The sequence below is a fragment of the Lactobacillus sp. ESL0679 genome (assembly GCF_029433515.1).
Classification (GTDB): domain Bacteria; phylum Bacillota; class Bacilli; order Lactobacillales; family Lactobacillaceae; genus Lactobacillus.
This window is the reverse complement of record NZ_JAQTIG010000004.1, coordinates 161,543-186,646: the sequence shown is the minus strand read 5'-3', so window position 1 is coordinate 186,646 and position 25,104 is coordinate 161,543. Positions and strand designations below refer to the sequence as shown.

Genomic DNA, 25,104 nt, shown 5'->3' with positions numbered 1-25,104 from the left:
CCTAACTATCTGATTCATCAACCTTGCCAAAACGGCGGTGACGATTTTGAAACTCACTTACGAATTTTTGCAGGTCGGCTTCATTGAAGTCAGGCCAATTTTTCGGGCTAAATGCCAACTCGGAATAAGCCAATTGCCAAAGCAAAAAATTGGAAATTCGTTGCTCTCCTGAAGTCCTAATTAGTAAATCAGGATCACGAAAAGCACCAAACTTAGCCGTCATTAACCGCTCTGAAATCATTTCTTCATCAATTTGCTCACTAGAAATCGCGCCACTTTCAATCATGCCACCCAATTCCTTAACAGCTGAAGTAATTTCGCTGCGTGAGCCGTAATTAAATGCAAAGTTTAAGATTAAGCCAGTATTATTGGCGGTCTCTGCCATTGCTCGCTGAACAACATTATAAGTTTTAGGTGGCAATTCATCTAAATAACCCATAATGTTCACTTTAACATTATTCGCCATTAACGTCGGCATAAATTTGTCAAAAAAGCGAACTGGCAAATTCATCAAATAAGCAACTTCCTCTTTTGGTCGTGCCCAATTTTCAGTTGAAAATGCGTAAAGCGACAAAATCTTAATCCCTAGCTTATCGGCAGCTAATGTAATTCGCTCAACATTATTCATCCCCTCATGATGACCAGCAACCCGTGGCTTACCTTGGCGGCGTGCCCAGCGACCATTGCCATCCATGATAATTGCAAGATGATTTAATTGATTTTTTTCTGCCATTGTCATTAACCTTTAGTAATTTCAGTGCGCTTTTTGTCAGCTACTTCATCAATCTTCTTGGTTGCATTGTCAGTGGCCTTTTGAACTTGCTTTTCTAAATTACGTTGCTCATCCTCGGTAATTTCATCATCTTTTTGTTGTTTCTTAAGGCTGTTCATCGCATCTCGGCGAACATTTCTAACCGCAATTTTAGCTTCTTCAGCTAACTTATTAACTTGCTTGGCAATTTCTTGCCGTCTTTCACCAGTTAATTGTGGAATAACTAATCTGATTACCTTACCGTCATTGGCTGGAGTTAGACCTAAGTTGGAGGCAAGCAATGCATGCTCAATATTGTCCAAACTGCTTTGGTCATACGGTGTAATTAACAAAACGCGTGGTTCTGGGATAGTTACACTCGACATCTGTGTCAGCGGAGTTGGGGCACCATAATAGTCAACCTTAACACTTTCCAAAATTGCAGCGTTAGCAACACCAGCTCTAATTGAACCAAGATTTTTTTGGAAAACCGTAATTGATTTGTCCATATTTTCTTGGGCTTTTTTAATTGTTTCGTTATTCATTATTTACCACCTTCAATAACAGTACCAATTGGTTCACCCATGACTGCCTTCTTAATATTACCTTCAGTATTAACGTTAAACACAATAAGCGGTATGTTCGTATCCATTGAAAGCGAGCTTGCTGTCCGATCCATTACTTTTAAATCTTTAGCAATCAAATCGAGCTGCGTTAATTCCTGATACTTCTTAGCATTAGGGTCAAGCTTTGGATCAGCAGAGTAAACTCCGTCAACACCATTTTTAGCCATTAAAATAACGTCAGCATTGATTTCAGCAGCACGCAATGCAGCTGTTGTATCAGTTGAAAAGTATGGATTACCTGTTCCACCACCCATAATTACAACGCGCCCCTTTTCTAAATGCCGAATTGCCTTTCTTCTGATATACGGCTCTGCAATTTGCCGCATTTCAATTGAGGTCTGTAATCTGGTTGGCACGCCTACATGCTCTAAACCATCTTGAAGAGCTAAACCATTCATAATGGTTGCAAGCATTCCCATGTAGTCAGCTTGTGAACGTTCCATGCCTAGTTTTTCACCAGTTTCACCGCGCCACATGTTACCGCCACCGCAGACAATACCAATATCAACGCCTAAATCGTGAACTGACTTAATTTCTTGAGCCAAATGACTGATAACTGTAGGGTTAATTCCTGTCCCCTTATCACCAGCAAGGGCTTCACCAGAAATTTTCAAAATAACACGCTTATATTTAACTTTAGTCATAGTGACCTCCTCATCATCTAAATATTTTACCATATTAAACATTAAATTGTCCGACCACAAAATAAAAGACAACGATTTTATCCAGAAAAAAAGAGAAGGTAGTTACCCTCTCTTTTTAATTAACAAATAAATTACTTCATTTGTTCTTTTACTTCAGCAGCAAAGTCTTCTTGCTTCTTTTCAATACCTTCGCCAACTTCGTAACGGGTATAACCAACAACTTCACAGCCTTCTGACTTAGCATATTCAGCAACAGTCTTATCAGAATCCTTAACGTATGGTTGGTCAACTAAACAAATTTCACTTAAGTACTTGTTTACACGACCTTCAACGATCTTAGGAATAATCTTAGCAGGCTTGCCTTCATTTTCAGTTTCCTTAGTGAAGACATCTTTTTGCCGGTCAAAATCAGCCTTTGGTACAGAATCCTTGTTTAAGTATTCTGGATTAATTGCAGCTACGTGCATTGCGATGTTCTTAGCTGCTTCTTCGCTGTCACCCTTTAAGGTAACAAGAGCAACAATTGAACCACCATTATGCTTGTAAGCACCAAATACTTCATCATCCTTCTTAGTTACTAAGTCGAATCTTCTCAAAGTAATCTTTTCACCGATAACAGCAGTCAAGTTGGTGATCTCTTCACCAATTGTTGAGTCACCCATTGGAGCCTTTAATGCTTCTTCTACATTAGCAGGCTTAGCAACAAGGATTGCTTTAGTAACATCGTCAACTAATTTAACGAACTTGTCGTTTGAAGAAACAAAGTCAGTTTCTGAATTGATTTCAACTAAAGCAGCAGTGTTGTCGTTAAATGCGTATTCAGCTAAACCTTCAGCAGCAATTCTGCCGGACTTCTTAGCAGCCTTAGCAACACCGTTTTCTCTTAAAATATCGATTGCCTTTTCAATGTCTCCATCAGCCTTGACTAAAGCCTTCTTGGAGTCCATCATACCAGCACCGGTACGATCACGTAATTCTTTAACTTGCTTAGCAGTAATATTTGCCATTGATGTGTCCTCCTAGTTAGAAACAGTAATTATTCGTTGTCTGAATCTTCTTCAGTAGTTTCTGCTTCTTCAACACTTTCATCGTCAGCAGCACCATTAGCCATTTCGACTTCAACGCTTTCGTCGTCATCGTCTTGACCTTGCTTACCTTCGATAACTGCGTCAGCCATTGCACCTGAAATAAGACGAATAGCACGGATAGCATCATCGTTTGAAGGAATTACTACGTCAACTGGAGTTGGGTCAGTATTAGTGTCAACCATTGCGACAACTGGAATACCTAAAATGTTAGCTTCGTGAACGGCAATCTTTTCCTTCTTAGGATCAACTACGAACAAAACATCTGGAATTCTAGGCATATCTTCGATACCACCTAAGAATCTTTCAAGCTTGTCCATTTCCTTAGTCAAAAGTGAAGCTTCCTTCTTTGGCAATACTTCAAAAGTACCATCTTCTGACATCTTCTTTAAATCCTTTAATCTTTGTACTCGGCTTTGGATAGTCTTCCAGTTAGTCAAAGTACCACCTAACCAACGTTGGTTAACGAAGTATTGACCGGCACGAGTTGCTTCTTCAGCAATAGAATCTTGGGCTTGCTTCTTAGTACCTACAAAAAGAATAACGCCACCATCTTGAGCAACGGCTCTAACAAAAGCGTAAGCATCGTCCAACATCTTGATTGTCTTTTGCAAGTCAATGATGTAAATACCATTTCTTTGAGTAAAAATGTAAGGAGCCATCTTTGGATCCCATCTTCTAGTTTGGTGACCGAAGTGGACACCAGCTTCAAGTAATTGTTTCATTGAAACTACTGACATAATAAATTCCTCCTATGGTTTTTAATCCTCTCAAGCGGTCATTTCAATATTTCGCCAAGTGTTTGGCACCAAAATATTGATCGCTCTTGATGTGTTTTACCTGCGTACTATATTTAGCACACCATAATAGAATACTAGATTTCAGCTTAAGATGCAAGACTAAAAATCAACTGCATGTTCATGCAAAAATTTTTCTTTCCATTGTCTTGGATGGTGCTTGAACCAATACTCTCTCTTTAATGCCAAATTCTTATCTACAAATTTTTCATGATAAATCATTTTAACTGGGCGTCTTGCCTTGGTATACCTGGCACCCTTGCCTGAGTTATGAGCAGCCAGGCGCTTTTGCAAATCATCTGTAAAGCCGCCATAAAAGCTGCCATCACTGCATAATAAGACGTAAAAAAAGTAATCCTTACTTTTTTGGCGCTTAGCTCGATCTTCTGGAGTTTCACGGATAATGCGTTTAATTGCCGGCAAAAATTCCCCATTTTGATCATGAACTTCAATTGCATCCCTTAAGACCAAACCATCACTAGCTGTGTGTTTAACTGCCTCAATGATGATTAAATTACTGTCATCCCCGCGATGCGAAACAAAGGGCTGCACAAATTTAATACTCAGGTCATGCTTCATGCAAAAGTAGGCAATCTCGTTCAATCTCTCGGGCCGATGCACCATAAACATCTTCCCCTTCATCTTCAATAGACCACTTGCAGCCTCAATTATTTCTTCAAGATTAATTAAAATTTCATGCCGCGCAATTGCCTTTTTTGGATCAGGGTTAATTTCATGACCCTCGGGCACCTTAAAATATGGCGGGTTAACAACCACGACATCATAAGAATCCTTGCGTAAAAACTTGGCGACATTCTTAACATTTTTTTGAAAAACGGTTATTCTATTTTCCATTTGGTTAATCTCAATTGAACGCCGAGCTTGCGAGGCCGCCTCCTCCTGAATTTCCACTGCATCGTATTTTGCCCGGTTAAAATACGCCATATACATACTGGCGGCACAGTTGCCCGCACACAAGTCAGCAACTTTTGACCGATCCCGAACTGCCTCTTTAGCTAGTGATGCCAACAGCAAAGTATCTAATGAAAAACTAAACGCGGTTTTATCCTGAATAATCCTCAAATCATCACTATACATATAATCAATTCGTTCGCTATCTGCCAATTTCACCATAAAATTTTGTCCTTTCCCTGAGCTTTGTTATAATATTTTACAACAATTGGAGGAGTTTAATCATGTTTTATCATTTTATTCGCGTAGCTGCGCGATTTATTGTTTGGATCCTTAACGGTCATTTACATGTTTATCATAAAGAACGCATCCCTGAAGGTAACTATATCTTAGCTGCCCCACACCGGACTTGGTGGGAGCCAATTTTATTTGCTTTAGCCGCTAGTCCCAAGGAATTTATGTTTATGGCCAAAATCGAATTGTTTAAAAATCCAATTTTACGGTTCATTATGACTCACGCACATGCTTTTGCTGTTGACCGCAAAAATCCTGGCCCTTCAGCACTTAAAATCCCAATTAAGGGCCTAAGAAAAGGCAACTTTTCCCTGATTATTTTTCCATCAGGAACAAGACACTCCACTGAGCTCAAGGCTGGAACCTTGGCAATTGCCAAATTATCTGGTAAGCCAATTGTCCCTGTCGTTTATCAAGGGCCACTCACCTTCGGCAATTTATTAAAGCGTCAACCACTTGATGTGTGCTTTGGTAATCCAATTCAAGTTGATCGGAAAATGAAATTAACCCATGAAAACGAAGCTGCATTTGATAAGCAATTGCAAAAGGTTTGGGATCAAATTGATGCTGAGCACAATCCGGATTTTCATTACGTTGCTAAATAAAAAAGATTGAATTCATTAAGAGTTCAATCTTTTTTGTTAGTGTTATGATAAATATATTTGAAAAAATGGAGGAATTTTAAGTTGTTAGAGAAAACTTTTTACAAAATGATGCTCAGTAAGTCGTTCCCGTTTCCGATCAAGGTTACCTATTGGGACGGTAAGGGTGAAATTTACGGTAATGGTAATCCAGACATTGAAATTATTTTTAATGAAAAAATTCCAGTTACAGCAATTTCTCGTAATGCTTCTTTAGCATTAGGCGAAGCTTACATGGATAAGAAAATCGAAGTCAAGGGTAGCTTGCAACAATTAATTTGCGGTGCTTACGAAAGCTCGGATAGCTTTTTGCGGTCAAGTAAATTTCGTAAATTTTTGCCAGAGCAAAAGCACACCGAGGAACAAAGCGAAAAAGACGTCCAAAGCCATTACGACATCGGCAATGACTTCTACGAATTATGGCTTGACTCTACGCTGACATATTCTTGTGCTTACTTTGCTGGGGATAATCATGATAACCTTGAGCAGGCACAAATTGCTAAGATTCATCATATTTTAAATAAATTACATCCCCAAAAAGGCAAAACACTGTTAGATATCGGTTGCGGCTGGGGCACACTAATGCTCACAGCTGCTAAGGAATACGGCCTAAAGGTAACTGGCGTGACACTTAGCGAAGAACAATACAAATTAGTGCAGAAGAAAATCTTCGATCAGAATTTGCAAGATGTGGCCGAGGTTAAGCTGGAAGATTACCGCGAACTTGGCGACAAGCAGTGGGACTGCATTACCTCTGTCGGAATGTTTGAACATGTGGGCAAGGAAAATCTGGCACAGTATTTTAGTGATGTTGCCAAATATCTGAAAAAAGATGGTGTTGCCCTAATTCACGGAATTACCCGCCAGCAAGGTGGTGCTACTAATGCATGGCTTAACAAGTACATTTTTCCGGGTGGTTATGTCCCCGGCTTAAATGAAAACATCGAGCACATCATTGCCAGCGATATGCAAATTGATGATATCGAAATGCTTAGACGCCATTACCAACGCACGCTTGAGATTTGGGATAAGAACTTTAACCAGCACCGTGACCAAATTCAAAAATTGATGGGTGAACGATTTACCCGAATGTGGGACCTGTATTTGCAAGCCTGTGCTGCCTCATTTGAATCTGGCAACATTGATGTCATTCAATATCTGATTACCAAGGGTCCTTCTGGTAAAAACCTCCCCTTAACTCGTGACTACATGTTAAATAAATAAACTCAAAAAAACTAGCAATCCAAATTAACTTGGACTGCTAGTTTTTTTATCTTATGAATTACATTTTGAAAATTTTACCTGGATTCAAAACGTCATTTGGATCAAACAGGGTCTTAATCTTGCGTAATAATTCGGTGTAATCATGACCGTAGAAGTCCTCGAAGTAACCAGCACGAGCATAACCAATACCGTGTTCACCAGACATGTTACCGTCAAGTTCTTTGGCGGTCTTGTACAACTCACTAATTACCTTTTCACTTGTTTTGGCATATTCTTCATCGTTCATTTCATCTGAGCAAAGGTAAATGTGCAAATTACCGTCGCCTGCGTGACCAAAGTTAGGAATTCTAATATGCAATTCGTTTTCTAATTCTTCAATTCTATCCAGAACATCTGGAATGTGATTGATTGGAACACAAACGTCGATTTCATCCATCTTTGGTGTTGACTTCTGAATTGCCAACAGCAATGCTTCGCGACATGCCCAAATCTTCTTAGCTTCAGCAGAATCAGCACTTAAAACAACTGCTTCTTCAGCCTTAAAGTCTTTGACAGTAGCTAAAGTTTGTTCCAATTCAGCCTTCAATTCTTCGTCAGTAAACGCATCAAGGCCAACGATAATGAAGCCATCACCATGCTTAATTGGGAATTGATCACCAGCATACTTTTCCCATAAATTGATTACCTTACGGCCCATAAATTCAACTGTTGTTGGGACAACGCCAGATTTTAAGATTGCAGGTACAGATTTAATAGCGTCATTCAAGGTTGGAAACGGAATAATTGCATTAATTGACTTGTGTGGCTTTGGATAAAGACGCACAGTTACCTCAGTAACAACACCTAATGTACCTTCTGCACCAATAATTAAATCTTTAAGTGAATAGCCAGAAGCCGACTTAACTGCCTTAGAGCCAAACTTGTAAAGCTTACCGTCAGTTAGAACTACCTTTAATTCACGAATATGCTCTCTAGTAACGCCATATTTAATGGCCTTTAAGCCACCAGCATTAGTTGAAGTATTACCACCAATTGTTGCCCAGTGCATTGCAGGTGCAGGCATATACGTAAATGGCTTGTCTGCCAAGTATTCCTCAATGTCCTTTAATCTGATTCCGGCTTGAACAGTCATTGTCAAACTTTCAGGATCATATTCAATCACTTGGTTCATTTTAACCATGTCAAGAGAAATACCACCATCAACACTTAAGTTGGCACCCATTAAACCCGTTGAATTACCGCGTGGAACGATTAGAATGTTGTGATCACTGGCATATTTAACCACATTCTTAACTTCATCGTTAGTTACGGGTTGAATTACTAATTCCGGCATTGCTCTGACAGTCTTAAACTGGTCGTGGTCCCAGTGTTCAGTTGGTTTAGTTATGAACCGTTCGGGCTCAGAAATAAATTTACTTAAATTTTCACGATCAGTTTGATCTATTTTATGATATTCCATTACAATTTCCTTTCTCACTATAAAAACATCATCTCTTAATTTACGCCACAATGTAATCGCTGTCAATATTTTAAAAAAAGCGTGGTATGACCGCTACATCAATCACCACGCTAATTTTAATTCTGATTTTGTAGAGTATACAAATTGTAGTAGTAACCTTTTTGTGCTAGCAATTCTTGATGCGTACCATGTTCAATAATCCTACCCTGATTAAGAACAATGATCTGATCGGCATCAACAATCGTTGATAAGCGGTGAGCAATCGCTAATGTTGTTCGTCCTTGACGCAAACGCCTTAGTCCTGCCTGAATTAGCGTTTCTGTTTCTGTATCCACATTTGCCGTTGCCTCATCCAAAACTAAAATTTTAGGATTAGTTACTAATGTTCGGGCAAATGAAATCAGCTGCCGTTGACCTTGGCTAAATTCACTGCCACCCTCACCAACTTCAGCATGATACTTGCCCGGCAGCCTTTCAATAAAGTCAGCGGCTTGAACGGTTTCTGCAGCTTGCTTAATCTGCTCATCCGTGATTTTTTGGTTATATAGACGAATATTAGAACTAATATCGCCGTAAAACATGAAGGGATCCTGTAAGACTAGTCCGAGTTTTTTGCGCAATTCTGCCTTAGGATACTTTTTAATATCAACGCCATCAATTAAGACTTGCCCTTGATAAAATTCGTAAAAACGCATCATAACGTTGATAATTGAGCTTTTACCAGAACCAGTATGACCTACAATTCCCAGAGTTTCACCGGGATTAACGGTGAAAGAAATATCGTGCAAGATTTCGTTTTTACCGTCATACGAAAAACTAACGTGCTTAAATTCAATCTTGCCTTGCGTAATGGTCAGCCCCTGCTGTTCATCCTGCTGCGGCTCATAATTAGTATCATCTAAAATGCGAAAAATTCGCTTACCAGCAACAATCCCATCCTGGAAGAAGGTCATTTGATCCATCAAATTTGAAATTGGATTAAAAAATTGCGAAATGTACTGCGAAAAGGCATATACCACCCCAGCAGGCACAAAAGTCTGCCGTAAGGGAAAGCCAAAATACATTAAGGTTAATGCCAAGGCCAATGAATATAGCAGACTTGTCAATGGTGATAGCAACAAGGAATTGAGGTTAATCATGTTAAAGCGCGTTTTCATTAACGCCGCATTCTCGTGCTCGAAGTTACCAGTCATCCGTTTTTCTTGCTTGAATTGCTGAATTAGGGAAACACCCTCAATTGATTCATTCAAGTTGGTGTTAATTCGACTTAGCCGCTCACGATAATTACGGTAAAGCTTGGAACTGCGCTTGGAATATTGCCAAATAACGATTAAAGAAAGCGGTAAGAAGGCAAGCACAATCAGGCCAGCGAGTACATTAGTTGAAAACATGGCAACTAACGCCGAAATAATAGAAAATAATGACAAGACAACGCTGGATAACACTGTCAAGAAGTTGCTCAGTGTCATAGTATCGTTAGTCACGCGCGAAACAATAGAACCAGCGGGTGTCTGATCAAAGTAACGCATCCCTAAGGTATGCAATTTTTTATATAATTCTGCCCGTAAACCCTCCAGAGATTTTTCAGAACCCAGAGCAAAAAAGTATTCGTACGTAAACTGCAAAATTCCTTTAATGACTGATCCACCAGCATATAATAAACCGGCAAAAATAATCACTTGGGTTGTCACATCAGCTTTAACTAAATAATTATCAAGAAAGAACTGTAAGCCATACGGCAGCAGCATATTGATGATACTAACAAGCAGCGCGCCAACTCCGGCAATAATCATTTCGTTCTTAAATTGCAGCACAAAGCGGACAAGTCGTTTGAAAATGTCGAGTTGCTCTTTAACCGGAATTTCTTTAGACCAAACTGATTCGTTTCGTTCATCCATCTTACTCACCTACCTTTTCTTCTAATTCTTGCCTTTGCCACATCTCCGCATACCAGCCATCTGCAGCCAGTAATTGCTCGTGAGTGCCGCGTTCAACAATCTCGCCATCCTTCAATACCAAAATCAAATTGGCATTCATAACCGATGTTAATCGGTGCGTTGCAATCATTGTCGTCTTGCCCGCACGTTCTTTACGCAATGATTGCAAAACCGCCATTTCGGTACGTGCATCAACTGCTGACAGGGCATCATCTAATATCAGAATTTTACTTTGTTTAAGTAGTGCCCGCGCAATTGACATCCGTTGCTTTTGCCCGCCAGATAGTGAAACGCCGTTTTCACCAACCAATGTCTTGTAGCCAGCTGGCATTTCCAAAATATCGTTGTGCAAGTCACTCTTTTTAGCCGCACTAATAATTGCTTCTTCAGGTGCATCAGCTTGCGAAAAAGCAATATTCTTTTGTATTGACGTTGAAAAAAGATAATTATTTTGTGGAACATAAGATATTTGTTGCAATAATACATCAAGCGGAATTGTGCGAATATCATGACCATTTAATGTTATCAGACCATCATACTTGTCAAACTCGCGCAATAGCAGCTGAATAATTGTCGTTTTACCAGAACCAACCTTACCAACAAGACCTAATGTCTGGCCTTTTTTCAGTGTGAAGTTAATTTGCTGCAAAACTGGTAGTTGCGGCTCATCAGGATATGCAAATGAGTTTATGTGGTAATTTAAGTCACCACTTAAATCATCTGCCGTGATACTTTTATCTGCATACTCATCAGTGATTTGTGGCTTTTCATCAAGTAACTTTTCAACCCGATCGTAACTGGCACTTCCCCGCTCCAATATATTGAAGAGATAACCAATCGCAAACATCGGCCAGACCATGTTACCAATATAGGCAATAAAGGAAACTAGTTGACCAATTGTTAAGGTCTTGTTGGCAACCATTATGCCACCGTAAATAATCGTAATCGTATATGTTAAACCAATAATAATTGTTCCTAACGGGTCAAACAGCGCATCCCATTTGAAGACTTTTTTATTAATCTTGATCGTGTCAGCAACCATCTGGTCAAAAGCAGCAGTATCTTCAGCTCCCTGACCAAAAGTTTTGATAACTTTAATCCCAGAAACTGACTCTTGCGTCTTATTATTTAACCGTGAGAATGCAGCCTGTGACTTATCGAAGGCATCATGCAACTGGTTACCTAACTGCCATGCTCCCCATGCTAAAACTGGCAACGGCAATAACGCCAAAATCGTTAGCCGCCAGTCAACGAAAATGATCATCGCAATCATGGTTGACACACTCATAATTAATGAATCAACCAAAGTCAAAACGCCCGCGCCGGCAACATCTTGAATTGCCGAGACATCATTTGTTGCGTGTGCCATCAAGTCACCTGTTCGGTGACGTTGGTAAAATGTCCGGTCCATTTCCATAAAATGATTAAATAATTTCGAGCGCAATTGTCGCTCTAATTCGGCTGCGCCACCCCAAATTTGTTTACGCCAAAAATAGCGAAAGCCATATAACAATAGTGCCGCCGCAATGATTGCCAAAATTAAGACGCCATATTGACCCCAGCTAATATGCCCTTGATCAAGCTGATCCGCCATTAAGCCTAAAATTCGCGGTGGTACTAAATTAACTACTGAAGTTAGTGCCAAAAATGTAACTCCGACTATATAGCGCTTCTTTTCCTTTTTAAAAAACCAACCTAATTTAAAAAATATTCCCATTTTTATTCCTATCTGACCCAACACCAAACCAAAAAAGGCGGGGAACAATCCCCGTCTTTACTAGTTAATCTCAAGATTAATTATTTTGATGCTTCATCATGTTCATCACTTGGTTAACCTTCTTGGCAGATGGTTTTTGTCCCATTTGTGACATCATCGCAACAATCATATCTTCACTGATTGGTGGATTTTCCTTAAAATACTTTTTCATATATGATCTTGCACCGTAAAAGCCACCAACGAGGCCGATCAATAGTGCAACAATGATTAAAACAATTTCTATTGCCAAATTCATAAAAATTAACTCCTCAAAATATCCAATAGTTATATCTTACCTAAACTTGCCTAAAATTTAAAGGTTAAAATTAATCTTTTCTTAAACCTTTGCGTCTTTGGGCTTGTTTTGCCTTTTCGGACGTGATTTCTTTACCATTTTTATCAATGATAACCATATCTTCAATGTTTTGTTTAAAACTAGCGCGGAAGTTTTTCAAAAATTCTTGATGTAATTTTTTACGTTCTTCTTCCTCTTTTTTAGTCAAATTGCCAGCCTTTTTTTTGCGATATAATTCATTAATGCGATTGATTGATTTCTTTTCTTCATCTTTAGTCATTTTTACACCTCTATTAAAAAAGTCTACCTTATTTGCACTAAGAAAAAAAGTTTAAGTTCTTAGAACATTTGTTTGTATTTAGCAAAACTTTTTGGTAAACTTACCTTATAGAAATTTTATCTTATAGTAATGGGGAGCAATTATGCCTGTTAATCATGATTCCAAACAATTAGAAATATTACGCTATATTTATGAAACCGTGGCAGACCGTGGTTTTCCCCCTACTGTTCGTGAAATTTGTGCCGCAGTCAATTTATCTTCGACCTCAACAGTTCACGGGCACTTATCCCGTTTAGAGCGCAAGGGGCTAATAATTAAAGATGCCACTAAGCCGCGAGCTTTGGAAATTACAGCAGAAGGCAAACGAGCATTAGGAATTAAGCCGAGTGAAATTCCAGTTGTCGGTGTTGTTACTGCTGGGCAACCAATTTTAGCCGTTGAAGATATTGAGGATTACTTTCCCCTTCCACCTGACTTAGCCAATGACGCTGGCGACTTATTTATGTTAAAAGTGCACGGTGAAAGTATGATTAATGCAGGCATTTTAAATGGTGACAACGTTATCGTGCGTAAGCAAAGTTCCGCAATTAATGGTGAAATTGTTGTCGCAATGACTGAAGAAAATGAGGCAACAGTCAAGCGCTTTTATAAAGAAAAAAAACATTACCGCTTGCAACCAGAAAATGACACAATGGCACCGATTATTCTTGACCGCGTGCAAATCTTAGGTAAGGTTGTCGGCCTTTACCGCAATAATATTAATTAACAAAAAAGACTAGAATTTTCTTTCTAGTCTTTTTGATTATCTAAATATGGCTTTAGTGCGAGCCAATCTTCTTTAATAGTTTCCGTTAATTTCCGATTATAGAAAACCGCTGCCGGATGATATTCCATTATCACAGTATATTTTTCTGTTGACCATTCATAGCCGTCTTCAGCGTCATTCAACTGCAGAATTGGCGTTTGCACGATTACTTGACCGTGTTCTTGCGAAATGCTGTGGCCAGGGCCAAGCAAGCGTTCAATTGCAGTGCCACCAACAGTAACGATAATTTTAGGCTGAACATGCGCAATTTCATAATCAAAGAATGGTGCGTGAGCCAAAACTTCTTTCTTAGTTGGCTTGCGATTTGGATGTTTAATAACCTCTTTATTTTCTTTCTTACTGAAAACAGTTTTGGTCGCATAAGGTCGACTACGAACCACGCTAGTGATATAGACATCGTCTCGCGTCAAACCAATTAGTGCCAAGGATTTCATTAACTCTTTACCCGAACTACCATGAAACGGAACGTGCGAGACAATTTCATCACGACCTGGGGCTTCACCAACGATCATCAGGGCAGGATTTTCTGGTCCAGCCCCCTCATTTAATCCTTCTAATTTCATTCCTTGTGCTCTTTTTTGCACTTTTTCAATTAACCATTCTGGATATTTCATCACGTATTATCGCTTTCATTTCAAGACATTTGGGACTTTCCACATTCACTCATTGTTTTGGCTTCACAAAGTTTTAAGGATAAATTATCTTTAATCACTATTACATCAGCTTTTATATTTGTGGTTTGTGAAAAAATCTATGTTTCATGTTAGTTTCACATTAGTAAATTTCACAATCTTTATTCTAGATTTTTACTAAAATTTGTGCTACTAATTGTAAGGCTAACTCGTGGGCATCTCTACCCCAGCCACGATCTTCATGCTTTTCTAAATTACTTAAAGAGTCGGCCGTAAACAAGATTTGTGCAAAGTCAACGTGGCGAAAGTTTGAGCACGCTGCCATCGCGGCACACTCCATTTCAACACAAGAAGCACCAAGTTGTTTAAACTGACTTACCTTGTCTTTTGTCTCGCGGAAAAAGCCATCGGTCGTCCAAGTAATGACTTCTTTAATTTTGTAGTCATTTTCTGCCATCAATTGTTCTACTCGCGATAAATAATTCGAATGCAAATCAATCATGTTGCCAGGAGCCAAATAATGAAATGACGTGCCCTCATCCCTGACTGCTTTCACAGGAACTAAAAAATAGTTTTCTGGTAAGTCAACCAAGCTTCCGGCCGACCCAATTGCCAAAATCTGCTTGACGCCGTAACTAATCAGCCAATCAAGTAATTCAACAGCCGCTGAAGCACCAATTTTAGCTTGACAGAAAGTAACTTTTTCATTGCCTAGATCAACTTCATAAATTGGCGTCTCGCCTTCAAAGCAATCATAATGACCCAGCTTGCGATGCGGATATTGAGACAAAAAGTTAGCAATTGCCTCAGAAGTAATAAACGCAAACAACAATTTTTTAGGAAAATGATAATTCAGCTTATCGCGTTCATGATCGGGCTCCAGAACTGCGTGCGGATTTGCATCAAATTGCATTAAAAACGGTTCACTCATATTATCATCCTCCAATTATCAAAACATACTTTTATAGTACCACAAGAAATAAAAAAAGAACCATCTTCTTTAAAAGATGGTTCTTTTTGAATGATAAAACGTGAATTAACGACGCTTTTCTGCAATTCTTGCAGACTTACCATGACGTTCACGTAAGTAGTAAAGCTTAGCACGACGTACACGACCGTGACGTAATACATCAACCTTAGCAACACGTGGGTCGTTAACTGGGAAAGTACGTTCAACACCAACACCAGAAGCAATCTTACGAACAGTGTAAGTTGCAGCAATGCCAGCACCCTTTCTCTTAATTACGACACCTTCGAACATCTGGATACGTTCATGAGTACCTTCAACAACGCGAACGTGAACACGAACAGTGTCACCAGCGCGGAAGTCAGGAATATCATCACGTAATTGTTCTTTAGTCAATTCTTGAATTAATGGATCCATAGTTTTCTCCTCTTTCGGCATTCATTAACGCTACTTGCGTCAGCGGAACACCCATAACTCTTAGTGCAGCTAAATGCTGACACCTTTAATATCTTAGCAAATTAGCCACATTAACGCAAGCTTAATCCTCTTCTTTAAATTCGGCAAGCCAATCGCGTTCTTCCTGACTTAATTCATAATTTTCCAGCATATCTGGACGAGCTAAATACGTTGCCCTTAGTGCCTCTTTATGACGCCATTCGGCGATTTTTTGATGATTGCCAGAAGTTAAAACTTCGGGTACCTTCAAGCCTTCAAAGTTTTCCGGACGTGTATATTGTGGATATTCCAAAAGCCCATGAGAAAAGCTTTCTTCAACTGGTGAGGCAGCATTACCTAAAATACCCGGAAGCAGCCGCACTGTCGCATCAATCATGCTCATCGTGGGCAATTCACCACCAGTTAACACATAATCACCAATCGAAACCGTTTCGTCAGCCAAATCATAAATTCGTTGGTCAAAGCCTTCATAATGACCACAAATGAAAGTTAAATTTTCCTCATTGGACCAGCGCTGGGCCATCTTCTGGTTAAAAGTCTGCCCTTGCGGTGCGGTAATAATTACCTTGCCCTTGTTAGTCAGTGAATCCAACGCCTTTTTAATTGGCATGATTTGCAAGACCATGCCAGCACCACCACCATACGGCGTATCATCGACATGATGATGGACATCGCTGGTAAAATCGCGAAAATTAACTAGATTAAGATCCCACTTGCCGTCCTCCAAGCCGCGCCCCAGCATTGACGTCTGCAAGGGGGTAAACATATCTGGAAAAAGTGTTAGCACGTTAATCTTCATCGCGCAGGCCCTCCATTAATTCAACATAAACTTTTTTGGCAGTAATATCGACTTTTTTAACAACATCATCAATGTAAGGAATTAAGTATTCCTTGCCGGATTCTTCAGTTACTTGCCAGACATCATTGGCTCCAGGAGACATAATATCCGTGATCTTGCCCAAAACCGCGCCAGTTTGATTGTCTAAAACCGTGCAACCAAGAATATCACGATAATAATAGACACCATCAGGCAGGTCATGTTGAGCATCTTCACTCACAACCAAAGTTTTGCCCTTTAATTTTTCAGCTTGATCAATATCCGTGATTTCCGCAAACTGAACAAGCCATGACTGCTTAAATGGCCGACCATTTGTCACCGTTAAAACACGGTCATGATTATCTTTGAGAGTTAATTTGCTGCCAGCAGAAAAGCGTTCTTCAGGAAAGTCGGTTACTAAATTCACCTTTAATTCACCCTTTAGTCCGTGCGTGGTCACAATCTGCGCTACATCATAAAATTGCATTTGCCCTCCTAAATTCAAGTAAGAAAAAAGTTTGAAGCATCTAACTTCAAACTTTCTACCTTTGCAAATAAATTATTTGCTTTGCTTTGATTCGTGCAACTTCTTCATTAAGCCAGCACCTGAAAGAAGTGATCTAACAGTGTCTGAAGGTTGTGCACCCTTCTTAAGCCATTCAAAAATCTTGTCTTCATCAAGCTTTAATTGCTTTGGTTCTGCAACTGGGTTGTAGAAACCTACTTCTTCGATGAAACGACCATCGCGTGGCATTCTTGAGTCTGCAACAACGATTCTGTAGAAAGGCTTTCTTTTAGCACCCATCCGGCGCATACGAATTTTTACTGACATAAATTTATATCCTCCTAAAACTTAACGATTATTAATATAGCACTTTTTCAAGCGGGTGTAAAGTGTTTTTACTTAACAGGCAATCATGAGTGATAGCGCTTGATCTTCATGCGCTTTTTCTTGTTCTTCTTGAACTTTTTGCCCATTCGGCGCATTGCCATCTTGGCCATTGGCGAGTCCATTCCCGGCAAATTGCCCATGCCCTTGAAATTACCTTTGGTAATCTTACTCATCATGTCACGTGCCTGTTTAAATTGCTTAATCATGCGGTTAACTTCAACCACTGGACGACCAGACCCAGTTGCAATTCTTCTGCGCCGACTAGGATTAAGCAGCTCAGGGTCCTCACGTTCTGCAGGCGTCATTGATGACACAATTGCCTTAACGTGCAGAATTTGCTTTTTATCAATATTAAGATTCTTCAGTTGCGGATTGTTAGCCATTCCCGGAATCATCTTCATGACTTGATCAAGTGGCCCCATCTTCTCAACTTGGTCGAGTTGATCAACAAAGTCGTTAAAGTCGAAGGTGTTTTCCTTCATCTTTTCAGCAACTTGCTCGGCCTTCTTGGCGTCATAGTCTTGCTGGGCCTTTTCAATCAAGGTCAGCATGTCGCCCATACCCAAAATCCGCGATGCCATCCGGTCTGGGTGGAACTGCTCAAGGTCAGTTAATTTTTCCCCTTGACCAGTGAAGATAATTGGCTTACCTGTAACCGCCCTAATGGATAATGCCGCACCACCACGAGTATCACCATCGAGCTTAGTTAAAATAATCCCGGTAATGTCCAAGCGACTATCAAACCCCTTGGCAACATCAGTTGCAGCTTGACCAGTCATTGCGTCAACGACTAGCAGAATGTTATCTGGCTCAGCAACCTTCTTAACCTGCTCGAGCTCTTCCATCAGGGGTTCATCAATTTCCAAACGACCAGCCGTATCGATGATTACGTAGTCATTTTTATTGGCTTCAGCTTGTTTTAACCCGTTTTGCACGATTTGCGCAACATTTGACTGCTCTTTTTCGCTATAAACCGGAACCTTTAATTCAGTACCGATTTGTTCAAGTTGGTCAATTGCGGCTGGCCGATAAATATCGCCGGCAATCAATAACGGCCGCGCCTTTTCCTTTTGCATTAAGCGGTTGGCAAGCTTACCAACAGTTGTCGTCTTACCAGTACCTTGCAGCCCGACCATCATGATGATTGTTGGGATATGCTTAGACTTGTTCAGACCAACGGCACTCTCACCCATCATCTTAGTTAATTCATCATTAACAATTTTGATAACTTGCTGGCCCGGATTTAAACTTTCCTGGACTTCCTTGCCTAAGGCCTCTTCCTTGATTTTCTTAATAAAATCTTTAACGACCTTAAAGTTAACGTCGGCCTCAAGCAGTGCTAGCCGAATTTCACGGCTTGCATTATTAATATCTTCTTCAGAAATTTTGCCCTTACCAGTTAAATTCCGCAACGCTTTTTGAATTCGTTCACTTAAATTTTCAAAAGCCATTGAGTCATTCTCCCCTCATTGTTCCTAATAATTGCTTAATTTTAAGTAATGCTTCTTCATGCTTATCTTGAGCGACTGCATCAGCAATCACTGTCAATTTTTGTTCTATTTCATTATAGTCTCTCTGCATGTGCAATTTTGCTTCATAATTGGTTAAAAGTTTCCGGCAGCGACGCAAATTATCATAGACTGCCTGCCGCGACACGTTGTGATTGGCGGCAATTTCGCCCAAAGACAGGTCATTATAATAATAATCCTCAAAATAACTTTGCTGGCCCTTAGTTAAGAGCTGACCATAATATGCGTATAAATCGCCTAATATTTCATTTTTAACGAGTTCGTCCATTACTTTTCACCTTAAATTAGTATAGCAAAAAAGCGCCAGTTTGACGATTGCGAACCGCAACTCTTAGTAAATTTTCTGATTTTAATAGAAAAATCATCTACAATTAATTACTGATTTTCTTACGATAATTAAACTTGCACAGCCTGCCATAGTTGTGTAAGCTTCTTTATATTGACATAAGAATTTCAAGGAGAATAAAACGTGAATTTATGGAAGAAAATCAATCGTAAAGAAGATCCGCGGGTCTATGAACAAAAGGACGGCCAATTAGTTCGCTCACTCACTGTGAAGGACTTTTTAGCGTTAGGGGTTGGAACAATCGTTTCCACCTCAATCTTTACGCTGCCAGGCGAAGTAGCAGCACTACACACGGGACCAGCTGTCGCCATTTCTTGTATCTTAGCCGCCATAGTCGCTGGCATTGTTTCTTTTGCCTATGCCGAAATGGCCGGGGCAATGCCATTTGCTGGATCTGCGTATTCTTGGATTAATGTTGTTTTTGGCGAAGTCTGGGGTTGGATTGCCGGCTGGGCACTGTTAGCCGAATATTTTATTGCCATGTCGTTTATCGGCTCGGGAATTTCGGCTAATTTACGTGCTTTAATCGCTCCTTTGGGACTAAAATTGCCGGCTGCTCTGTCTAACCCATTTGGCGTCCAAGGCGGTGTAGTCGACCTCATTTCAATTGTCTCGATCTTTTTAGTTTCCTTATTAATTAGTCACGGCGTGTCTGAGGCATCTCGCGTTGAGAACGCCCTAGTTGCACTCAAGGTAATTGCAATTTTATTGTTCATTATTGTTGGTATGACCGCAATTAAGACGGCTAACTTCGTGCCATTTATTCCGCAATATCATGCAACTAGCAATGGTCCCTTTGGTGGCTGGCAGGGGATTTACGCTGGTGTATCCATGATTTTCGTATCATACTTAGGCTTTGATGCAATTGCTGCCAATTCGGCAGAAGCCAAAAATCCGGAAAAGACAATGCCTCGTGGAATTGTCGGCTCATTGTTAATCGCTGTTGTCTTATTTGTCGCCGTTAGCTTGGTATTAGTTGGTGTTATTCCTTACCAACAATATATGGGTTCTGCAGAGCCTGTTGGCCTTGCTCTACGTTCAATCGGCCATGGCACTGTTGCCACAATCGTCCAAACAATTGCTGTTTTTGGCATGTTTACAGCACTAATTGGATTGTGCATGTCAAGTTCAAGACTAGTCTATTCCTTTGGTCGCGACGGTATGCTGCCTAAAAAGTTAGGCAAATTAACGGTCGATAAAAAGCCTAACAATGCACTCTGGACAATTACTATTGTAGCGATCTTAATCAGTGCATTCTTACCCTTCTCATTCTTAACGCAATTAGTTTCTGCCGGGACATTAATTGCCTTCATGTTTGTTTCATTGGGGATTTATCGCTTGCGCCCACGTGAAGGCGTGGATATTTCTAACCCTGCATTTAAAATGCCCTTTTATCCTGTGCTGCCATTCTTAGCCTTTCTGGGTTCACTCGTTGTCTTTATGGGATTGGATGCTCATGCCAAAATTTATGCAGTTATTTGGTTTATCATTGGATTAGTCATCTACTTCTGTTACGGCCTAGCACACTCAACAATGAACAAGCAAGATTAAGCTTAATAATTTCAATTACTTAAAAAACGCAGTTAGTCATAACCGCGTTTTTTATTTTGCCAAATGAAAAGTTAGATTTGACGATTAAAATATTTTGCATTAATATTAATTATTATTTAATTTAATTATTAAAAAATAATCTTATCCTTTGGAGGTAGTTTAGTTGAAGTTATGGCAAACAATGAATCGCAAGGAAAATCCTAATATTTATCAAGAAAAAGATGGCCACCTAGTGCGTACCTTAAAGGTCCGCGACTTTTTAGCCCTTGGCGTTGGGACAATCGTTTCCACCTCAATTTTCACACTGCCAGGTGAAGTTGCAGCTCTGCATACAGGACCAGCCGTTGCTATCTCTTGTGTTGTTGCCTCAATTGTTGCTGGACTGGTGGCCTTTGCTTATGCGGAAATGGCAGCAGCAATGCCATTCGCTGGCTCCGTTTATTCTTGGATTAATGTCGTCTTTGGTGAATTTTGGGGCTGGATTTCTGGCTGGGCACTTTTGGCTGAATATTTAATTGGAATGGCCTTTGTCAGTTCTGGCCTATCAGCCAATCTGCGAGCATTAATTGCGCCGTTAGGCTGGAACTTGCCTGCGTTTTTGGCTAACCCAATTGGCGTTAACGGCGGGTTAGTCGACCTTGTGGCCCTGATTGCCATCATGCTTGCAGCGATTTTAGTTAGTTTCGGGGTGTCGAAAGCATCACGAGTTGAAAACATTTTAGTTGTTGTTAAAGTTTTAGCCATCTTACTTTTTGTTGTTATCGGTTTAACAGCAATTAAAGCAGCCAATTTCGTGCCGTTCATCCCGCACTATCGTGCTACCGCGCACGGACCGTTTGGTGGCTGGCAAGGAATTTATGCTGGGGTGTCGATGATTTATATTTCCTTCTTGGGTTTTGATACCATTGCTTCCAACTCTGCCGAAGCAATTAACCCCCAAAAGACCATGCCTCGCGGCATTATTGGTTCATTATTAATTGCTGTCGTTTTGTTTGTGGCAGTTAGCCTAGTACTCGTTGGTATGGTACCTTACCAACAATATCTGAACTCGGCCGAGCCAGTCGGTTACGCCCTGCGCCAGACTGGTCACGGCGGGGTCGCAATCATTGTTCAATCCGTAGCCGTTTTGGGTATGTTTACTGCCTTAATTGGTCTATGTATGGCAAGTTCGCGACTAGTCTACTCATTTGGTCGTGATGGTATGTTACCCCAAAAATTAGGTAATCTTAACCAAGATCACAGACCAGCAACAGCATTATGGACAGTTGCGATTGTTGCTATTATTATCTCAGCTTTTATTCCTTTTACCTTTTTAACTCAATTGGTTTCTGCTGGGACATTAATTGCCTTCATGTTTGTCTCGATTGGTATTTATCGTCTGCGTCCACGCGAAGGCCATGATATTGCTGATCCAGCATTCAAAATGCCCCTCTATCCCGTTTTACCGTTTCTGGCATTCTTAGGCTCATTCGCGGTCTTCTTGGGCTTGGATAATCAGGCAAAGGAGTACATGTTAATTTGGACAATAGTTGGTATCATTATCTACTACCTCTATGGCATGCACCATTCAGCAATGAATAAGCAATAACTTTTAACCACGCAAAAAGCCTTAACCATCACGGTTAAGGCTTTTTTATTTACTATAAGTTTTCATCCATATTAAAGGTCAACTTCGACATGTTAATTGAATCAATCATCATCTGACCCCACAATTTTTCTGATTGTTTGCGAGTATAAGCAACTGTTTCTTGGTTTGCTTTAGTCAAATAAGCTGTTAATTCGCTGCCACTCTTACCTTCAGCACCAGCAATAACAACCTCGACACGACGACGGAAGTATTGGTTTAAGTCCTTCAAGTAGTCAGTATCTAGCTGAACAAATTGTGGATAGTGGCTTTCAACGATTGTTGCCAAAGACTTGTAATACCACCAAGCATCCTTCATGTTGTAGTCCATTGAAGTGTTGTTATATGACGGATCAGTATCATTCATATTGGCAAAGAACGGTACAAACGGGGTAAAGGTTGGCCCGCCGATACATAGCCACATGATTGCAGCCTTATCTTGATCAACATCACTTCTAATTTGCAAAATATGCGCATTTTGAGTTCTGTTTAAGCCAATTGGCCGGAAACGGTGCTTTTCTTCCTCCGTTCCCTTGCCAAATGGATCATAAGGTGTGTCTTGATAATGACTGCCAAGCACAAATTCAATATCTTCACGCGTAATCTTCTTTGCTGCACGACGGATAAATGGTAAATCACCATCTGTTGGGTCTTGCTCAACTTCGGGATTAAAGTACTTTTGACCATACCAAACCCGGTTAGTGTTGTAATGACGATCCTGTTCAGTATAGGTACCAAAGATGTGGCGGAAGTTCCAACCCTCATAGTCCGTATTTAAATGATGTGCAGTCACAAATTCTTGAATGCCGTCACTCCACATAAAGTTAGCTGGATCATTAAAATCAACTTGTTCAATTGAAACCCGGTTAGCTGCAATCGCATATGCATCATCAGGGATTCTTTGGGCAACCCAGTGGTGACCAGTAACAATTTCCATATACCAAATTTCATCTTGGTCACTAAACAAAACCGAGTTACCAGCAGGTGAACCATACTTAGCAATTAGCTTACCTAAATATTCAACCCCATTTTTAGCTGAATGGATATATGGCAAAACAACTGATTGCATGCAGTCCTCGTCCAAGCCATCTTTAACTAGTGGGTCAAAAGCCAAGGCGCGTTCATTACCATAAGTTGATTCTGTACACGACATGGCAACATTTTCTTGGTTAATACCACTTTCGTCATAATAACCACGGTGTTGATAATCAACATTTGGAACTGCTGGCACAGCTTGTGCATCCTCAGGTAGATCCATCGTAAACTTATTCAGCCACGATTTAATCTGGCGTCCCTTTTCACCATTAGCAGCTGGATGAATAATAAACTTTTGTGGCGTAATTGGCCGAAAAGTGTCATCGTTGCGGGCGATCATTGTTGAACCGTCAATTGAAGCATTTTTACCAACCAAAATGGTGGTACATGCACTGTATTCTTTCATAATTTTCTCCTTTTGCACTAATTATACCAAATCATGGAAAAGTCCAACAGCATAATTCGCTGCGTCAAAGTCAGCCAGGTCCTCAGGCTTTTCACCTAAACCAACTAGCTTCACCGGCAACTTCATTTCGTTTCTAATTGCCAGCACAACCCCACCTTTGGAAGAGCCGTCTAATTTGGTTAAAACCAAACCAGTTAACTTAGTGGTCTTATCAAAGTCTTTTGCTTGCAACAAGGCATTTTGCCCAGTTGAGCCGTCTAAAACTAACAAGGTTTCTGTTGGTTCATCAGGTGCCTGCTTTTTAATGATGCGCTCAATCTTCTCAAGTTCGCTCATTAAATTCTTCTTATTTTGCAAACGACCAGCTGTATCGACCAATAAGTAATCAACATGCTCCTTAATTGCTCTTGCCGTTGCGTCATAAACAACTGAAGCGGGGTCGGCCTGTTCTTTTCCTGTTACGACAGGGACATCAACACGATTGCCCCATTCAACCAATTGCTCAACTGCACCGGCTCTGAACGTATCAGCAGCTGCTAACAACACCGACTTGCCCTGATCCTTGAACCGCTTCGCTAATTTACCAATCGTCGTGGTCTTGCCAGCGCCATTAACTCCGACAAAAAGATAAATATTGGGTTGACCATCATCGTGAGAGCGCAATTTTTCATTTTCGGCATCCCCGTTCTTGTCGTATAGGTCCACCAACTTTTCAACGATTAATTTCTTTAAGTCATTATGCGACTTAGCCTTTTGTAATTTGGCTTCGTCTTTTAACTCTGATGTTAATTCCTCAGCAGTTTCAAAGCCAACGTCTGATTCAATCAACAATTCTTCCAAATCGTCAAAAAAGTCCTCGTCAACCGACCTAAATTGCGCAAAGAACTGATTTAACCGAGCACCAAAACCTTTGTTGGTTTTGGCAAGGCCCTTTTCGTACAGTTCTGTTTGGTTTTGCTCTTGCGTTGCACTTTCTAAAGGCGTTGCTTCTGCTTTAGATTCCGTCTTCGGTTCTGTCATTTCTTCAACTGCAGACGTACTTACAGCTGATTCGCTAGGTGCAGCAGACATTGTTTGACTGCTAGAAACAGATTCCGCTGTCGCTTCCGACTGTGACTCAGACTCTGGCTCATTCACCGCACTTGTTGCAACTGATGAAATTGTACTTTCATTTTCACTTTGCGCAACTTCCTGCGTCTCAGCGCCAGCACTAGATTCTAGTTTGGCTTCAGACTGTTGTTCTGCCTCAACTTTAGGCTCTACTTCAGCCTCTTCTTTATTACCAAATAGTGATTTTTTGATTTTATCAAATAAGCCCACTC

The 25,104-nt window shown here is 40.3% G+C and carries 26 protein-coding genes; 5 read left to right on the top strand and 21 right to left on the bottom strand.

Translation table 11 applies throughout. From position 1 onward, the window contains the following. Window position 1: 1 nt before the first annotated feature. The 6 genes from PT287_RS06685 to PT287_RS06660 form a co-directional block, all read right to left on the bottom strand. A complete protein-coding gene (locus tag PT287_RS06685) occupies window positions 2-733 on the bottom strand; it encodes an isoprenyl transferase (RefSeq protein WP_277133658.1) in 732 nt (243 codons plus the stop codon). A gap of 5 nt (window positions 734-738) precedes the next feature. Then, complete coding sequence (frr, locus tag PT287_RS06680; RefSeq protein ID WP_277133656.1) at window positions 739-1,296, bottom strand: ribosome recycling factor; 558 nt, start codon at window positions 1,294-1,296, stop codon at window positions 739-741. After that, window positions 1,296-2,021: a UMP kinase gene (gene pyrH, locus PT287_RS06675; RefSeq protein ID WP_277133655.1), complete on the bottom strand. Its 726-nt coding sequence runs from the start codon at window positions 2,019-2,021 to the stop codon at window positions 1,296-1,298. The genes frr and pyrH overlap by 1 nt, the downstream gene beginning before the upstream one ends. A 131-nt stretch (window positions 2,022-2,152) precedes the next feature. Continuing rightward, entirely contained in the window at window positions 2,153-3,028 is an 876-nt protein-coding gene (tsf, locus tag PT287_RS06670; protein ID WP_277133653.1) for a translation elongation factor Ts, read from the bottom strand. 29 nt (window positions 3,029-3,057) lie between these two features. Further along, window positions 3,058-3,846 (bottom strand): 30S ribosomal protein S2, encoded by a 789-nt coding sequence (gene rpsB, locus PT287_RS06665; protein WP_277133652.1) that lies wholly within the window; start codon window positions 3,844-3,846, stop codon window positions 3,058-3,060. Between the two features lie 159 nt (window positions 3,847-4,005). Continuing rightward, window positions 4,006-5,037, bottom strand: a complete 1,032-nt coding sequence (locus PT287_RS06660) for a GIY-YIG nuclease family protein (protein ID WP_277133650.1) — start codon at window positions 5,035-5,037, stop codon at window positions 4,006-4,008. Window positions 5,038-5,099: 62 nt separating this feature from the next. Between PT287_RS06660 and PT287_RS06655 the strand changes: the two genes are divergently transcribed. Then, entirely contained in the window at window positions 5,100-5,714 is a 615-nt protein-coding gene (locus tag PT287_RS06655; RefSeq protein WP_277133649.1) for a 1-acyl-sn-glycerol-3-phosphate acyltransferase, read from the top strand. Window positions 5,715-5,795: 81 nt separating this feature from the next. Next, complete coding sequence (locus tag PT287_RS06650; RefSeq protein WP_277133647.1) at window positions 5,796-6,974, top strand: cyclopropane-fatty-acyl-phospholipid synthase family protein; 1,179 nt, start codon at window positions 5,796-5,798, stop codon at window positions 6,972-6,974. A 58-nt stretch (window positions 6,975-7,032) separates the two neighbouring features. Here PT287_RS06650 and PT287_RS06645 read toward each other — a convergent pair whose 3' ends face one another. The 5 genes from PT287_RS06645 to PT287_RS06625 all read right to left on the bottom strand — a co-directional run bounded on the left by PT287_RS06645 (window position 7,033) and on the right by PT287_RS06625 (window position 12,701). After that, window positions 7,033-8,433, bottom strand: a complete 1,401-nt coding sequence (locus tag PT287_RS06645; RefSeq protein WP_277133645.1) for an FAD-binding oxidoreductase — start codon at window positions 8,431-8,433, stop codon at window positions 7,033-7,035. Window positions 8,434-8,549: 116 nt separating this feature from the next. Next, a complete protein-coding gene (locus PT287_RS06640) occupies window positions 8,550-10,331 on the bottom strand; it encodes an ABC transporter ATP-binding protein (RefSeq protein WP_277133643.1) in 1,782 nt (593 codons plus the stop codon). A gap of 1 nt (window position 10,332) precedes the next feature. Then, on the bottom strand, window positions 10,333-12,087 hold the full coding sequence (locus PT287_RS06635; protein ID WP_277133641.1) for an ABC transporter transmembrane domain-containing protein: 1,755 nt from the start codon (window positions 12,085-12,087) through the stop codon (window positions 10,333-10,335). Between the two features lie 76 nt (window positions 12,088-12,163). Beyond that, the gene (locus PT287_RS06630) at window positions 12,164-12,382 is read right to left on the bottom strand and encodes a YneF family protein (protein ID WP_277133639.1); all 219 of its coding nucleotides are present in this window, start codon (window positions 12,380-12,382) and stop codon (window positions 12,164-12,166) included. A gap of 70 nt (window positions 12,383-12,452) precedes the next feature. Then, complete coding sequence (locus tag PT287_RS06625; protein ID WP_277133638.1) at window positions 12,453-12,701, bottom strand: DUF896 domain-containing protein; 249 nt, start codon at window positions 12,699-12,701, stop codon at window positions 12,453-12,455. Window positions 12,702-12,843: 142 nt separating this feature from the next. Here PT287_RS06625 and lexA point away from each other — a divergent pair, with 142 nt between their 5' ends. Continuing rightward, on the top strand, window positions 12,844-13,467 hold the full coding sequence (lexA, locus tag PT287_RS06620) for a transcriptional repressor LexA (RefSeq protein WP_277133637.1): 624 nt from the start codon (window positions 12,844-12,846) through the stop codon (window positions 13,465-13,467). Between the two features lie 23 nt (window positions 13,468-13,490). On the opposite strand, the gene PT287_RS06615 is transcribed toward lexA, so the two are convergent. The 8 genes from PT287_RS06615 to ylxM all read right to left on the bottom strand — a co-directional run bounded on the left by PT287_RS06615 (window position 13,491) and on the right by ylxM (window position 19,088). Continuing rightward, window positions 13,491-14,141 (bottom strand): uracil-DNA glycosylase, encoded by a 651-nt coding sequence (locus PT287_RS06615; protein WP_277133635.1) that lies wholly within the window; start codon window positions 14,139-14,141, stop codon window positions 13,491-13,493. 184 nt (window positions 14,142-14,325) lie between these two features. Then, complete coding sequence (locus tag PT287_RS06610; RefSeq protein WP_277133633.1) at window positions 14,326-15,090, bottom strand: nucleoside phosphorylase; 765 nt, start codon at window positions 15,088-15,090, stop codon at window positions 14,326-14,328. Between the two features lie 105 nt (window positions 15,091-15,195). Further along, on the bottom strand, window positions 15,196-15,543 hold the full coding sequence (rplS, locus tag PT287_RS06605; protein ID WP_277133631.1) for a 50S ribosomal protein L19: 348 nt from the start codon (window positions 15,541-15,543) through the stop codon (window positions 15,196-15,198). A gap of 121 nt (window positions 15,544-15,664) precedes the next feature. After that, window positions 15,665-16,381 (bottom strand): tRNA (guanosine(37)-N1)-methyltransferase TrmD, encoded by a 717-nt coding sequence (gene trmD / locus PT287_RS06600; protein ID WP_277133629.1) that lies wholly within the window; start codon window positions 16,379-16,381, stop codon window positions 15,665-15,667. After that, window positions 16,371-16,886, bottom strand: a complete 516-nt coding sequence (gene rimM, locus PT287_RS06595) for a ribosome maturation factor RimM (RefSeq protein ID WP_277133627.1) — start codon at window positions 16,884-16,886, stop codon at window positions 16,371-16,373. Before rimM ends, trmD begins: the two co-directional genes overlap by 11 nt. A gap of 72 nt (window positions 16,887-16,958) precedes the next feature. Further along, complete coding sequence (gene rpsP, locus PT287_RS06590; protein ID WP_277129498.1) at window positions 16,959-17,231, bottom strand: 30S ribosomal protein S16; 273 nt, start codon at window positions 17,229-17,231, stop codon at window positions 16,959-16,961. 83 nt (window positions 17,232-17,314) lie between these two features. Then, window positions 17,315-18,742 carry a signal recognition particle protein gene (gene ffh, locus PT287_RS06585; RefSeq protein WP_277133625.1) on the bottom strand — a complete coding sequence of 476 codons (1,428 nt, stop codon included), beginning with the start codon at window positions 18,740-18,742 and terminating at the stop codon, window positions 17,315-17,317. Window positions 18,743-18,746: 4 nt separating this feature from the next. Beyond that, on the bottom strand, window positions 18,747-19,088 hold the full coding sequence (gene ylxM / locus PT287_RS06580) for a YlxM family DNA-binding protein (RefSeq protein WP_277133623.1): 342 nt from the start codon (window positions 19,086-19,088) through the stop codon (window positions 18,747-18,749). A gap of 201 nt (window positions 19,089-19,289) precedes the next feature. On the opposite strand from ylxM, the gene PT287_RS06575 reads away from it, so the two are divergent. Together PT287_RS06575 and PT287_RS06570 are read left to right on the top strand one after the other, a co-directional pair. Beyond that, window positions 19,290-20,717, top strand: a complete 1,428-nt coding sequence (locus PT287_RS06575; RefSeq protein ID WP_277133621.1) for an amino acid permease — start codon at window positions 19,290-19,292, stop codon at window positions 20,715-20,717. Between the two features lie 163 nt (window positions 20,718-20,880). Then, window positions 20,881-22,305, top strand: a complete 1,425-nt coding sequence (locus PT287_RS06570; protein ID WP_277133619.1) for an amino acid permease — start codon at window positions 20,881-20,883, stop codon at window positions 22,303-22,305. A 52-nt stretch (window positions 22,306-22,357) separates the two neighbouring features. On the opposite strand, the gene PT287_RS06565 is transcribed toward PT287_RS06570, so the two are convergent. Continuing rightward, the gene (locus PT287_RS06565; protein WP_277133617.1) at window positions 22,358-23,782 is read right to left on the bottom strand and encodes a C69 family dipeptidase; all 1,425 of its coding nucleotides are present in this window, start codon (window positions 23,780-23,782) and stop codon (window positions 22,358-22,360) included. 21 nt (window positions 23,783-23,803) lie between these two features. Next, the gene (gene ftsY / locus PT287_RS06560; RefSeq protein ID WP_277133615.1) at window positions 23,804-25,102 is read right to left on the bottom strand and encodes a signal recognition particle-docking protein FtsY; all 1,299 of its coding nucleotides are present in this window, start codon (window positions 25,100-25,102) and stop codon (window positions 23,804-23,806) included. Window positions 25,103-25,104: the final 2 nt, after the last annotated feature.

Excerpts from the sequence above, each read along its gene's own strand:
- pyrH (WP_277133655.1), bottom strand. The coding sequence starts at position 2,021 with ATGACTAAAGTTAAATATAAGCGTGTTATTTTGAAAATTTCTGGTGAA.
- rpsP (WP_277129498.1), bottom strand. The coding sequence starts at position 17,231 with ATGTCAGTAAAAATTCGTATGCGCCGGATGGGTGCTAAAAGAAAGCCT.
- lexA (WP_277133637.1), top strand. The coding sequence starts at position 12,844 with ATGCCTGTTAATCATGATTCCAAACAATTAGAAATATTACGCTATATT.
- PT287_RS06625 (WP_277133638.1), bottom strand. The coding sequence starts at position 12,701 with ATGACTAAAGATGAAGAAAAGAAATCAATCAATCGCATTAATGAATTA.
- rpsB (WP_277133652.1), bottom strand. The coding sequence starts at position 3,846 with ATGTCAGTAGTTTCAATGAAACAATTACTTGAAGCTGGTGTCCACTTC.
- PT287_RS06565 (WP_277133617.1), bottom strand. The coding sequence starts at position 23,782 with ATGAAAGAATACAGTGCATGTACCACCATTTTGGTTGGTAAAAATGCT.
- rimM (WP_277133627.1), bottom strand. The coding sequence starts at position 16,886 with ATGCAATTTTATGATGTAGCGCAGATTGTGACCACGCACGGACTAAAG.
- PT287_RS06660 (WP_277133650.1), bottom strand. The coding sequence starts at position 5,037 with ATGGTGAAATTGGCAGATAGCGAACGAATTGATTATATGTATAGTGAT.
- PT287_RS06615 (WP_277133635.1), bottom strand. The coding sequence starts at position 14,141 with ATGAAATATCCAGAATGGTTAATTGAAAAAGTGCAAAAAAGAGCACAA.
- PT287_RS06685 (WP_277133658.1), bottom strand. The coding sequence starts at position 733 with ATGGCAGAAAAAAATCAATTAAATCATCTTGCAATTATCATGGATGGC.
- rplS (WP_277133631.1), bottom strand. The coding sequence starts at position 15,543 with ATGGATCCATTAATTCAAGAATTGACTAAAGAACAATTACGTGATGAT.
- tsf (WP_277133653.1), bottom strand. The coding sequence starts at position 3,028 with ATGGCAAATATTACTGCTAAGCAAGTTAAAGAATTACGTGATCGTACC.
- PT287_RS06655 (WP_277133649.1), top strand. The coding sequence starts at position 5,100 with ATGTTTTATCATTTTATTCGCGTAGCTGCGCGATTTATTGTTTGGATC.
- PT287_RS06630 (WP_277133639.1), bottom strand. The coding sequence starts at position 12,382 with ATGAATTTGGCAATAGAAATTGTTTTAATCATTGTTGCACTATTGATC.
- frr (WP_277133656.1), bottom strand. The coding sequence starts at position 1,296 with ATGAATAACGAAACAATTAAAAAAGCCCAAGAAAATATGGACAAATCA.
- trmD (WP_277133629.1), bottom strand. The coding sequence starts at position 16,381 with ATGAAGATTAACGTGCTAACACTTTTTCCAGATATGTTTACCCCCTTG.
- PT287_RS06640 (WP_277133643.1), bottom strand. The coding sequence starts at position 10,331 with ATGGATGAACGAAACGAATCAGTTTGGTCTAAAGAAATTCCGGTTAAA.
- ylxM (WP_277133623.1), bottom strand. The coding sequence starts at position 19,088 with ATGGACGAACTCGTTAAAAATGAAATATTAGGCGATTTATACGCATAT.
- PT287_RS06645 (WP_277133645.1), bottom strand. The coding sequence starts at position 8,433 with ATGGAATATCATAAAATAGATCAAACTGATCGTGAAAATTTAAGTAAA.
- PT287_RS06610 (WP_277133633.1), bottom strand. The coding sequence starts at position 15,090 with ATGAGTGAACCGTTTTTAATGCAATTTGATGCAAATCCGCACGCAGTT.
- PT287_RS06635 (WP_277133641.1), bottom strand. The coding sequence starts at position 12,087 with ATGGGAATATTTTTTAAATTAGGTTGGTTTTTTAAAAAGGAAAAGAAG.
- ffh (WP_277133625.1), bottom strand. The coding sequence starts at position 18,742 with ATGGCTTTTGAAAATTTAAGTGAACGAATTCAAAAAGCGTTGCGGAAT.